Annotated in this window: 1 protein-coding gene; it reads left to right on the top strand. The window is 65.7% G+C overall.

Features of this window, described 5'->3' with window-relative positions; all coding sequences use genetic code 11:
* Positions 1-463 precede the first annotated feature (463 nt).
* Positions 464-1,219, top strand: coding sequence for a L,D-transpeptidase family protein (locus ACFVJS_RS27990; RefSeq protein ID WP_378886805.1), 756 nt, complete (start codon positions 464-466; stop codon positions 1,217-1,219).
* Positions 1,220-1,312 lie beyond the last annotated feature (93 nt).

Here is a 1,312-nt window from a genome sequence, read left to right as displayed (position 1 = left end):
ACACGTCACAAACACCGCACCGTCTGCCCCCTCCGGAATGAAGGTCATCTCGACAAGCTCGATGACCGGTGGTCGAGCCTGTCGAGACCACCCGCCCAACCACAGTCATCTCGACAAGCTCGATGACCGAGTTCCGGTGGTCGAGCTTGTCGAGACCACCCGCCCAACCAGAGCCATCTCGACAGGCTCGATGACCAGAATCCGGTGGCCTCGACGGGCTCGACCACCTCCCCGTTTCACGTGAAACGCACCCTTCGATGAACCCTTCCCCAACGGTTCCACGAGAAGGCCCGTCAAGAGGCCTTGCGGGTGCCCGGTGCGCTAAAGTCCGCGAGCAGCCTCACGCGAATCTGATGCAACCGCGCACGCTGCTCGAACGTCTTAGTCGTAGATCGTCGCACCTCGGGTGCGACCCCAGCGGCCCGCGCGACCGGGCTACCTTCCCTGACCCCACGGAGATGATGTGAACATCCGTAGAACCCCGGTGGCGATCTTCCTCACCACCATCCTTGCCCTGGGATTCTCCCTGGGCTCGATCGCGGCGCCGAGCAGCGCCCAGGCCAGTGCGCCGTCGGCCTCCATCGGCCAGACCGGCTTCCACACGGCCTACACCGTCCTCTACCAGCAGGGCTCGACCGGCATCGGGGTGCGCAGGGTCCAGGCTCGCCTCAAGGAACGAGGCATCTACACCGGCCGCGTCACCGGCAACTACGGCTCCAAGACCACCGGGGCCGTCAAGGTCTTCCAGCGCAACCAGCGCCTGGCCATCACCGGCAAGGTCAACCAGCGCACCCTCGACCGCCTCCGCTCGCTGACGAGCACGCCGACCGACGCGGCGCTCTTCAACCTCGACCGTCGCTGCCTCACCGGCCGCGTGCTCTGCGTCGACAAGACCGACCGCCGGATGCGCTACGTACGCGCCGGCAAGATCGTCCGCGCGATGGATGCCCGCTTCGGCTGCGCGGACACCAAGACCCGGGAGGGCGCGTTCAAGGTCTACCGGAAGAGCCGCAACCACGTCTCCTCGATCTACCACACCCCGATGCCGTACGCGATGTTCTTCAACGGCGGCCAGGCGGTGCACTACTCCTCCGACTTCGCCGCCCGCGGCTACAACGGCTGCTCCCACGGCTGCGTGAACGTCCGCAACAAGTCGTCGATCGCGTGGGTATTCGACCAGATCCGGATCGGTGACCGGGTCGTCGTCTACTGGTCCTGAGGCACTCCGGTGGTCGAGCTTGTCGAGACCACCCCCCCCGTTCCACGTGAAACATCCTCACAAAACGAGATCGCCCCTCGTGCCACACGGGCA

Source organism: Nocardioides sp. NPDC057772 (genome assembly GCF_042798075.1).
Classification (GTDB): domain Bacteria; phylum Actinomycetota; class Actinomycetes; order Propionibacteriales; family Nocardioidaceae; genus Nocardioides.
The sequence above is the reverse complement of the archived record's forward strand: the minus strand, read 5'-3'. Positions and strand labels throughout refer to the sequence as shown.